This window comes from Streptomyces sp. 3N207, from assembly GCF_052246355.1.
Taxonomy (GTDB): domain Bacteria; phylum Actinomycetota; class Actinomycetes; order Streptomycetales; family Streptomycetaceae; genus Streptomyces.
The window spans coordinates 1-8,244 of record NZ_JBQQBV010000051.1 but is presented as its reverse complement, the minus strand read 5'-3'; the positions used below and the strand labels follow the sequence as shown (position 1 = coordinate 8,244).

Sequence of the window (8,244 nt, the reverse complement as noted above, 5' to 3'; positions counted from 1 at the left end):
CTGGCTGGCCGGGTGCCGGCGCCTGCACCGCCGCTACGAGCGCAAGGCCGAGCACTTCCTCGCCTTCGTCGGCATAGCCGCGGCCCTCATCGGCTACCGCCGACTCACCAACTGAAACGACGTCTAAACCGTCAAGGGCACGGTCACAGGCCAGCTTGGCGCCACCAACTTCCGTATCGAGTCCATGACCCTCATGATGCCGACCCGGCGGGCGTGGTTAGGCGGCCTGACTGAAGCCTGCGGTGGCCGGGCCCCGGGAAGCTGAGCAAGGACGTGCTCGCCATGTGGCGGGAGGTCAACTGCGGGGAGTGGAAGACCACCGCAGCCGACATCGGCCGCGTCCTGGGCCTGCTTCGGTTCCCGCACGCCATCGTGACGGCCTTCCGCTTCCCGCTCGCCAGTTCCTACGACAAGGCCATGCGCGAAGGCGAGGAAGTCCGCATCCTGCGCAAGGACCTGACCCACCTGGTGCAGTGGATGCCCTCGCTGGAGCGGACAGTCGACGACATCCCCGAGGATGCCCCCGGCTGGGGCGTCTCCCGCACGGTTACCGGTGCCGTCCCCGCCGGCGGGGCGGCAGCGCCCGGAGTGGCGGTCTGCGTCGGGAGCAGGCCCTGCACCCGCTCGGCGGCCCGCACCTCCTGCTGGAAACGGCGCCGGAACTCCACGTCCTCACCGAACTCGGGACGGATCACCTTGATGGCGACCGGACGCCCACCAGGGGTGTAGGAGACGTAGACCTTGCCCATGCCGCCCGCGCCGAGCCGGGCGGCCAGCCGGTACCCGGCAACCGAGTCCGGATCGTCCTCCCCGAGTGGAGTAAAGACTCCTGCTGACCCCCCGTCAGTCATGAACCGGTGCCCGGTGCCCCCTACTTTCCTCGTTCGCCTCAAGACCACCTGACAGTACCGGGGGGTCTGATCGACCGGACGACATAGTCCCACCAGGTCGACAGCCAGGTCGCGTGGGCAGCCGTGTCCCCAGTGACGTGAACCATCAGGGTGTCCTCCAGCAACCTCTCGCCTGGGCGATGCCTGGACGCCTGCCCCGATGTCGGAGCAGGCTGCGGGAATGAGCGACGAGAGCGAGGTCGACGCGGGGCTGGACCCGGTCGAGGCCGTCTCCCTCTATATGGAGACGCTCAAAGCCCGTATGGACCCAGAGCAGTACGAACGGCTGGCCCGGCTCGTTCACGAGTCGGCGCATCTGCCGGCAGAGGGCCGTGAAGGCATCTTCGGTGACGGGGACGAGCAGACCGAACTCACGCCGGAGATGCAGCGCGAGCTGGCGACGGTCCTGGCCATGATGATCACCGGTGGTGCGGATCATCGGGTGGTGGAGATGCCCGGACCGGACGGCAGCACCGGATTCGCCATCGTGGCAGCCTCCGCTGCCGACGACCCGGACAAGCTGCGGGCCATCCGCGAGGGCCTCCACCGCTCGGCCGCCGAACGTGAAGCCATCGACGCAGAGCTGGACGGCATCGCACACGCCAGCGAGCCGGACGAAGCTGACTGAAGGGCCAGGCTGCCAGTCCACCCCTCGTGGGGCTCCGCTGATCACAGGTATGTACGCTCCCGCACGACCAGTGACCATCACCGGCAGGGGGCATGAAGTGCCGAGCGGCGAGCAGCAAAACGAAACACAGGTCCTGCACGACCCATCGAAGCCCCGCCAGCGTCGTTTGCGGGGGCGGCCGACCGCTGCCGCGGCAGGTGTCATGGCCGGTGTGCTGGCCGGCGCAGGTGGCATGGCCTGGCAGGCGGGCAAACTGCCCATGCAGAAGGAGCACCGTGCTGCTGCCTGTTGGGGCGCGTTCTCCCACAAGGAGCAGACTGGCCTGATGCCGGATCTGGAGGAGGACCGGCTGTGGTCGGAAGAGATACCCGCTCGAGGGGAGCTGACGACGGAGCGCTCCAGGGGCGAATGCCGTCTCGGCAGAGGAGAGATCGCCCGGCCACGGCAGACACAGCAGCAAGGGCATGACGTCCCCGACCCGGGCGTGGCGTGAAATCCCCGAAAGCTGCTTCAGGGGCGTGGGCATTGGCGAAGACGCCACTCCGTTGATGGTGGTGATCACGCGGGCCAACGGTGTCCGCCTGTCGCAGGACGATGTGCCGGCTCAAGCCGAGATGGCGCGGGCCGTCACCGACGTCGCCAACGCTGCTATGCACCGCTACGGCTGCAAAGGCACCCTGCCCGCACCGGGCAAACTCCCCCGCCCGCCACGCTATGAGGGCGCCAGGCATCATCTGTGCGGAATCAAGAACCTCGACTGGCCGAAGCAGGTGAAGCCTCGGTCAGCGTACGACCGGTTCCCGGAGGGCTCCCGACACGGGACGCGTACCTGTGAGGTCAACCCCGAGGGCAGGGAAGGACGCGAGGGACTTTTCACCACCATCGCAGACTCTCGCCTGGCTCACGCCTACGACGAGGCCGCCCTGCATGGCGGCCCGACAATCCGGGCCGACGGCTCCCCTGAGGTGCTCGGGACACTGAACTCCACGGAAGCCGTCGTGCAAATGCCCTGCAAGGGCGACGACGACGTCGTGGCCTTCACCGCGAGGCCCCCGGTCACCGAGGACGACGCCGGGGCGGCCGGCCGACAGGTGGTACGCAAGATGTTCCCCCGCTACGTCACTGCCGAGGCCAAACGCCTCGGCTGCAAAGACCACCCCAAGCTCAAGATGCCCGACTACTCCGACTGACAGGGGCACGGCGTCGGCCACTCCCGGCGCCGGGGAACACAGGGTGCATGACTTTCCAGCACCCCTCGCCCGGCGTAGTCGGCCGCCAACTGCTCCGGGAACAGAGCCAGGTCACTGTCCCGGATCCAGGCCACCACCTCATCAACGCGGGCAGTCAGCCCTGGAGCCCATGCCTCGACGGCGTAGTGCACCGAGTCCTCATCGAAGCTGAACCGGTCGCAGAACCTCACACCGACAGACCGGTTGTCCTGGCAGCGAATGGTCACGCCGGCCTGCTCGTTCGAGGGCACCGTCAGAACACGTCATGAGGGAACGCTAGGTCAGCGCCACACCCGCCGTCACCAGCGTTCCGGCGGCATACCCGGGTCGGCTCAGCCGGTGCCGACACAGCTCGCTTCCTCCCCGCCCACATGAGTCGGCCTCGTCCTCGACCAGATCGCCGTAGACGGCTCCATCACCAAGGCACCCGGAGCTGCGCGGTGGCCGGGCGTTCCCCGGTCGACCGCGGCAAACAGGGCGTGAAACGCTCCGGCATGACGGACGGATACGGCATTCCCCTGGGTCATGTCCTGGTCGGCGCCAACCGCCACGACTCCCCGCTGCTCGCCCCGACCCTGGACCGCCTGAACGACCTCGGGCCGTTGCCCGACGACATCACCGTGCACCTGGACGCCGGCTATGACTCGGACAAGACCCGCACCCTGCTCAACGAACGCGGCCTCCAGGGACGCATCGGGCGCAAAGGCGAGAAGGCACCGATCCAGGCCAGCCGGCGGTGGCACGTCGAGCGCACGCACGCCTGGCAGAGCGCCTTCCACCGACTTGCCCGCTGCTACGAACGCCGCGCCACCGTCTTCGACGCCTTCTTCGACCTTGCCGACGCGATCATCACCGTGCGCAGCCTGATCCGGCGGGCATGGACGACTCACCGCTGGGACGAACGCCCGAGCCGCCGACCGTGATCACCACTTGTCCGCGCCACCTGTAACTTGTGATTGTTCAAGGTCTCGCAGGTCAGCGGGCAAACATGGCGCAAAGCCCCCAGAACCGCCCCGGGCCCTGCCGATGTCAGTGGCCGGTGGCAAGGTGGCGGCATGATCCGCCAGTTGACTGTGCAACCTGCTTCCGCCACAGGCTCCCGTGTCACCGTCGAAGAGATGGCCGGCCTTCTGAAGGAGGCCGGGCTCAGTGAGGGCCGGGTTGCCGCTTCGTCCACAGCTTCCGTCCATATCGTCGTGGACGATGACGGAACGACGGGCCGGATCCAGGTCGAGTTCGGAGATATCCGGGACCCGGCACTGCGCTCCATCCACGTACTGGCCGCCCGTCTCGGCTGGGAGATCGTCGATCCACAGGCGAACTGGCACTTTGGAAGTGCCGGGACGCTTCCGCCTGAGTTGCGCTTCGACCTGCCCGCCGTCGCCCGCCGTAAGAAGTGGTGGGTGGCGCAGACGGACATGCCCGGCTCGGTGCGGTCACTCTCCATGGCCGACGACGGCACCTGCGCGATCGGCTACGCGCCCCCACGCGATGCGCCAAATGGCGAGTTCGAGGTGCAGTTGCGCTCCGGAGCCGACCTGAACACTGTGATGCTGCGCTGTCCAGGAGTCCGTGACCCGGCGCTCTCCCGCGACGGAGAGTGGCTTGCCGCGGAACAGGTGTGGCCGCATGGGATCGTGCAGGTGATGGCCGTGTCAGAGGACTGGCCCAGCCGCGAGTGGCCGCTTATGCGCCTGTTCGCGTGGCGACCGTCGAGTGACAGTCACCGGCCGGAACTCGTCTCGCTCACGCGCCACCCCTTCAACCAGGAACGGATCCCTGACGGTCCGGACGTTCCAGCGGAAGCCCGGGATCAACTGCTCGCTCTCGAAGGAGAGGCGGATCCCAGCTTGGTGGCCGCCTCCCTGCCCAACGAGGGTACTCGCGTGGTGGTCGCCGAAGTTCGAGGCGAGAGGGTGTCGGCGCTGGCCAAGGACCGCAGACTGCACGACATGGTCTACGTCGGCGCCCAACTCGCCGTCTCCGGCGACGGCGAAACCGCCGTGGCCTGTGCGGGCAGCCGCGCCATGGGCTTCTCCCTCACCACCGGTGAGGTGCGGTGGGTCACGCCGCCGTCCTCCAAGGCGAACTGGGACTTCCATACGCACTGGCGGGCTGCCGCGGCCAGTCCGTGCGGGCGCCTGACAGCGGTCTGCGGTGGCGAGTTCTCCTCCGAGACCTTGGGTCTGGTCCTGATCGACGCGGTCACCGGCCGGCTTCTGCTCGCTCTGAACAACACAGCGCTGGGCTCCTCGGCGACTCCATCGGCTCTTTGCTTCCACCCGTCCGGCTGGCTGGCCGTGGGCTTCACCGACGGCAAGGTCACCCACCTGACTCCGTCAGGCTCCGCGACCTCCCCGTACCGGGCGCTCTCCGGCGCTGTCCATGGAATGGCCTTCTCCCCGGACGGCTCGACCCTGCTCGTGGGAGGTTCCGACAAGCGGGGGATACGCGCTGTAGAACTGAGTCCCACGGAACGACAGCCGGTGTGAGGTCAGCTCTGCGTCGACGGCGTCGTCGGCGCTACGACGCGCGCCGCAGCCCCCACCACCAGAGCGGTTCGGTAAGCCATGACGGAAGCACGGACACAGGTCTCCTCAGTGATCACAGAGCATCGCAACTCCATGAACACCAGGACCTGTGCACGTTCGCTGCCGGGGTCCCCCAACCGCACCTATCCGCGCGGCCTCTTATGCTGCGCGTTTGATCACTGATGGTGCCTTCCGCCACGCTGGGGCGTATCGACCTCATGGCTCCACTACTGCGACCCCGCATCTGCCCGTCACCAGCGCCGACGACGAACCCTCGCTGGTGTTACGCCGATCAGACTGTGGTGACCCGGCCATGACTGAGTTCCGGCATCTGAGGTGGGAGGACCTGGGGCAGCTCACGCGCAGGGAACTGTCCGGCCGCATCGAGCAGGAGAGCGCCGACTGGGAAGCTGTTCCCACGGACGGAATGACCGAGCAGGACGTACTGTCCTACATCGAGTTCATGAAGATCGCGCAGATGGTCATCGAACCCGCGGACCTGGTTGCCCACGTCAGCAGTCTCATGCATGGACAGGACGACGGGTACATGGACCGGAAGCCGGGAAACGGCCCGCCGGAAGAAGCCTGAACGCGGGCAGGGGCCTGCAGCCCCTGGACCGATGCTGTTGGCGAAGCTGGCAGGCAGGACTCCACCCCGTCCCGGATTCTCTAAGCCGTTGCCCGCCGGACTTGGTAGTTCCAGCGTATGAGCGCCCGGACGACCGTTTCGGCGCCGATGGGGTTGGCGCTGTGCACAAAGACCGTTCCAATGCGAAAAGGCCGCCCGCTGAAGGCGGCCTCTTCCATGAGAGTCACCACGGGCAAGATGCTGTCTTCACCGCCGAGGTCGTGATCGAGCCAGAGTTCGTCGATGAAGCTGTCGCGGTGTTCTTGCAGGAGCTGGATGCCTTCGCGGCTGGTGCGAGCGATCCGCGTGGCTCTGGGCAGCGGTCGAAGGTCGTCAATGCCCAGGATGACGGACGTCGGTACGGCTGGGTCTTCTTTCACCTCATCATCATCACGGCAAAGCGGCTGCGAAAACTGCCGGGGAGGCGAGGACGGCGTAGCCAGCGTCGCGGCAGGTCTGCACAGCGCGGTGGGATGGGGTGTCTCAGGAGGAGGTTGGTGCACGCCGCGCTTTCGGTTGGGTCTGCGGTGTGCGTCCCATCAGATCGGCGGAGGACGACGAGCACGGGAGCCAGATCCGGGCGCGGCCTCGAGGGCGCGGCTGGCCTTGTCGGCCTCCAGGTGGGCCAGGGCGGCGAGTTCGCACTGGTCACAGCGGATGCTCAGGTCCGTGACCTTTCCGAAGGTACGACCTGAGCAGCCACCGACCGCGCACGGAACGAGGGTTCGGCCGCCGGGTGAGGCGGGCAGGCCGATGCTCAGCGCCCAGGACGGGGCGTCGCGCCGGAACCGGTAGGGCCGCTCGGGGTCGCCGGTGGTCAACGGGGTGAGGCGCCGGCGCAGCCGCGCGGCGATCACCGCGCCATCGTCGCCCTCGGCCAGGCCGTGTTTCAGAAGTCGGTGACCCGCCTGGTTGGGCGTCCGGGGAAGTCGCGGGCGGCCATCCAGATGGTGAGGTCGCGGGCGATGTCGTTGATGCTGGTCGCCGTGGTGACCTCATGCTCGTTGCGGGAGGTGTCACGGCGGACGATCTCGTAGCCTCCTTCGTCCAGGACGGCCACTGAGGCGAACCAGCCGGGGTCGTCCTCGTCGGGCTGGACGACGACGAAGGTGTTGTCGGAGTTGTTGAGGTCGCTGATCATCATGAACAGCGCGTCCTCGGAGGGGTCGTCGATGCGGCCGCCGTCCTCGCTGTCGGCGCCGTAGTACTGAGCCCCCATCGTTGCCTCTCCCTCACCCTGTCGGCCCTGGTCGCGGTCAGCATGGCATGAGGGACTGACTGCTCAGACTGGTAACAGCCATGCGCCGATCGCGGCGATCAGGACGGTGGCTCCGAAGCGGACGGCGAGTTCGTCGAACCTGGTGGCGACCGCCCGGTTGCGGTTGAGCCGGTTGATCCCGCATTCGACCGCATGCCGGGCCCTGTAGTCCTCGCGGTCGAAGGGCGGATGCCGCCCGCCGGCCTTTCCGCGCCGTTTGCGATTGGCTGCCTGGTCGGCAGGCTCCGGGATCGTGCACCGGATTCCCCGCTTTCGCAGGTAGGACCGGTTGACGCGGGAGGAATACGCCTTGTCGCCTCGTACTCGCAGCGGGAGGACGCGGGGATGGCCGGGTCCGGTGCGGGGCACTCGGATGCCTTTCAGGACGGCGGTGAACTGAGAATTGTCACCGCGCTGACCTGCGGTGACAAGAAGAGACAGCGGCCGTTGGCCCTGCTCGCAGGCCAGATGGACCTTGGTGGTGAAGCCTCCCCGTGACCGGCCCAGACCGTGGTCGTCGGGCTCGGTGCGGGCTCCGCCCGGTGGCTCCTTCTGGGCCTGGCCGTCGCGGGCGCCCCCGGCGTGCTGATGGGCCCGGCAGATCGTGGAGTCGACGTTGACCTCCCACGTGATCAGCCCGGCCGCGTCCGCCCGGGCCTGCAGTCGGGTCAGCAGTTCGGGCCAGGTGCCGTCGCGTTGCCAGCGGCGGAAGAGTCCGTAGACCGTCTGCACGGCCCGTACTCCGACGGCAGATCCCGCCACGGAGCACCAGTCCTCACCCGCCACCGGATCCCGTCAATCAGCTTCCGCCGGTCCCTCGGTGGTCGGCCCAACACCGCGACTGGCAGCAACGGCTCCAGCACCGCCCACTGTTCGTCAGAAAGACCCCCTCGCCCCACACCGAGATCATCACGACACGGGACGACGAACGAGGCCGACTTCCAAAACACGGCCTACTGAGCTTTTCGTTAGTTGTGTGGGTGTGGGGGGCTCGTCGGTGGGAGGCTGTCGTCGTGTCCTACCAACCTTCGCCCATCGCCTCCGAGTCTTCTGTTCCCCCTTTGACGCGGCCTCAGTTGG

At 67.6% G+C, this 8,244-nt stretch carries 10 protein-coding genes and 3 pseudogenes; 7 read left to right on the top strand and 6 right to left on the bottom strand.

Translation table 11 applies throughout. The features are described from left to right. A pseudogene (locus ACTWP9_RS36495) lies at positions 1 to 115 on the top strand (IS5/IS1182 family transposase); the annotation flags it as partial. A gap of 433 nt (positions 116 to 548) precedes the next feature. Here ACTWP9_RS36495 and ACTWP9_RS36490 read toward each other — a convergent pair. Next, a pseudogene (locus ACTWP9_RS36490) lies at positions 549 to 851 on the bottom strand (serine/threonine protein kinase); the annotation flags it as partial. A gap of 220 nt (positions 852 to 1,071) precedes the next feature. Between ACTWP9_RS36490 and ACTWP9_RS36485 the strand changes: the two are divergent. The 3 genes from ACTWP9_RS36485 (at position 1,072) to ACTWP9_RS36475 (ending at position 2,708) form a co-directional block, all read left to right on the top strand. Next, entirely contained in the window at positions 1,072 to 1,518 is a 447-nt protein-coding gene (locus ACTWP9_RS36485; protein WP_443250619.1) for a hypothetical protein, read from the top strand. Positions 1,519 to 1,588: 70 nt separating this feature from the next. Then, entirely contained in the window at positions 1,589 to 2,011 is a 423-nt protein-coding gene (locus ACTWP9_RS36480) for a hypothetical protein (protein WP_443250618.1), read from the top strand. Next, on the top strand, positions 1,983 to 2,708 hold the full coding sequence (locus ACTWP9_RS36475) for a hypothetical protein (RefSeq protein ID WP_443250617.1): 726 nt from the start codon (positions 1,983 to 1,985) through the stop codon (positions 2,706 to 2,708). Before ACTWP9_RS36480 ends, ACTWP9_RS36475 begins: the two co-directional genes overlap by 29 nt. Here ACTWP9_RS36475 and ACTWP9_RS36470 read toward each other — a convergent pair. Further along, complete coding sequence (locus ACTWP9_RS36470; RefSeq protein ID WP_443250616.1) at positions 2,696 to 2,974, bottom strand: DUF6228 family protein; 279 nt, start codon at positions 2,972 to 2,974, stop codon at positions 2,696 to 2,698. The genes ACTWP9_RS36475 and ACTWP9_RS36470 overlap by 13 nt on opposite strands. Before the next feature lie 148 nt (positions 2,975 to 3,122). Here ACTWP9_RS36470 and ACTWP9_RS36465 point away from each other — a divergent pair. The 3 genes and pseudogenes from ACTWP9_RS36465 to ACTWP9_RS36455 all read left to right on the top strand — a co-directional run. Further along, a pseudogene (locus tag ACTWP9_RS36465) lies at positions 3,123 to 3,670 on the top strand (transposase); the annotation flags it as partial. Positions 3,671 to 3,865: 195 nt separating this feature from the next. Beyond that, positions 3,866 to 5,239 (top strand): WD40 repeat domain-containing protein, encoded by a 1,374-nt coding sequence (locus ACTWP9_RS36460; protein ID WP_443250615.1) that lies wholly within the window; start codon positions 3,866 to 3,868, stop codon positions 5,237 to 5,239. 352 nt (positions 5,240 to 5,591) lie between these two features. Beyond that, positions 5,592 to 5,867: a hypothetical protein gene (locus ACTWP9_RS36455; RefSeq protein WP_443250614.1), complete on the top strand. Its 276-nt coding sequence runs from the start codon at positions 5,592 to 5,594 to the stop codon at positions 5,865 to 5,867. An 80-nt stretch (positions 5,868 to 5,947) separates the two neighbouring features. On the opposite strand, the gene ACTWP9_RS36450 is transcribed toward ACTWP9_RS36455, so the two are convergent. The 4 genes from ACTWP9_RS36450 to ACTWP9_RS36435 all read right to left on the bottom strand — a co-directional run bounded on the left by ACTWP9_RS36450 (position 5,948) and on the right by ACTWP9_RS36435 (position 8,063). After that, a complete protein-coding gene (locus ACTWP9_RS36450) occupies positions 5,948 to 6,286 on the bottom strand; it encodes a cyclic-phosphate processing receiver domain-containing protein (protein WP_443250613.1) in 339 nt (112 codons plus the stop codon). Positions 6,287 to 6,445: 159 nt separating this feature from the next. Next, a complete protein-coding gene (locus tag ACTWP9_RS36445) occupies positions 6,446 to 6,763 on the bottom strand; it encodes a hypothetical protein (RefSeq protein WP_443250612.1) in 318 nt (105 codons plus the stop codon). 32 nt (positions 6,764 to 6,795) lie between these two features. Next, positions 6,796 to 7,125, bottom strand: a complete 330-nt coding sequence (locus ACTWP9_RS36440; protein ID WP_443250611.1) for a hypothetical protein — start codon at positions 7,123 to 7,125, stop codon at positions 6,796 to 6,798. 63 nt (positions 7,126 to 7,188) lie between these two features. Then, a protein-coding gene (locus tag ACTWP9_RS36435; protein WP_443250610.1) for an IS5 family transposase occupies positions 7,189 to 8,063 on the bottom strand; the annotation gives its coding sequence in 2 pieces (ribosomal slippage) (positions 7,189 to 7,895 and positions 7,895 to 8,063; 876 coding nt in all). Positions 8,064 to 8,244 lie beyond the last annotated feature (181 nt).

Excerpts from the sequence above, each read along its gene's own strand:
- ACTWP9_RS36455 (WP_443250614.1), top strand. The coding sequence starts at position 5,592 with ATGACTGAGTTCCGGCATCTGAGGTGGGAGGACCTGGGGCAGCTCACG.
- ACTWP9_RS36460 (WP_443250615.1), top strand. The coding sequence starts at position 3,866 with ATGGCCGGCCTTCTGAAGGAGGCCGGGCTCAGTGAGGGCCGGGTTGCC.
- ACTWP9_RS36440 (WP_443250611.1), bottom strand. The coding sequence starts at position 7,125 with ATGGGGGCTCAGTACTACGGCGCCGACAGCGAGGACGGCGGCCGCATC.
- ACTWP9_RS36485 (WP_443250619.1), top strand. The coding sequence starts at position 1,072 with ATGAGCGACGAGAGCGAGGTCGACGCGGGGCTGGACCCGGTCGAGGCC.
- ACTWP9_RS36475 (WP_443250617.1), top strand. The coding sequence starts at position 1,983 with ATGACGTCCCCGACCCGGGCGTGGCGTGAAATCCCCGAAAGCTGCTTC.